Origin of the sequence: Vibrio sp. 10N.222.55.C6 (genome assembly GCF_041473395.1) — a bacterium.
Taxonomy (GTDB): Bacteria; Pseudomonadota; Gammaproteobacteria; order Enterobacterales; family Vibrionaceae; genus Vibrio; species Vibrio crassostreae_C.
On record NZ_JBFRSD010000187.1, the window covers coordinates 1 to 783 of the forward strand.

Genomic DNA, 783 nt, shown 5'->3' on the forward strand with positions numbered 1-783 from the left:
TCTGGCTATAAACTTGTTGGCGCAATGAGCCTGCTTCGGCTAGCTCCGCCTCTAACTCGTCTAAACCGAACTTCTCACGATTGATTCTGCGGTTAATACCCGATTCAACCATCCCGTTAATATCATTCTCACTGCCCAGTAAACTGTGATAGTAAATCGCAGGCACACCAATAAATGAAAGCAAGATAGATTGAGCCGCCAAGAATTTTCTCGCTTTCTCATCATCACTATCGGAAGCTTCAGTTAATGCACTTAAGTAATTGATATTCAACTCATAAGGAGACTGAGACCCATCACTGTTGTTTTTATAGTTTACGCGACCACCTTTACGCTCAACCTGTTCACACATTAACAAACGATCTTCATTGGTCAGGATCCCTTCCGTTGGACGAACACCGACACCATCATGGCTCGCAAGGAAGTTAAAGTAAGTTGTCTTATTCCCTTGCTGCAGTGAAGCCATTGCTTCTTCGGTTAGGCCTTTCGCCCATTCGGTCAATACAGAACTGTTTTGACTCATGAATGCATGCAGAGTCAAAGGCGGAAGCGGGAACTGATACACCATGTGTGCTTCATTTCCTTGTCCGAAATACGAAATATTTTCCTTGTGTGGCACATTTGTTTCAGTGATTAGTAACGCGCCAGGAACCGTCTCATCAAAGATGATTCGCCATAGCTGGATAATCTGATGTGCTTCCGGCAAGTGAATACACGTTGTATTTAATACTTTCCAGATAAAACCGATGGCATCTAGGCGTATTGAACGGCCGCCGTTTACTGCAT

Annotated in this window: 1 pseudogene; it reads right to left on the reverse strand. The window is 44.1% G+C overall.

The annotated features are described in order from the left end of the window. Positions 1-783, reverse strand: a pseudogene (locus tag AB4486_RS23170) (sugar phosphorylase); the annotation flags it as partial.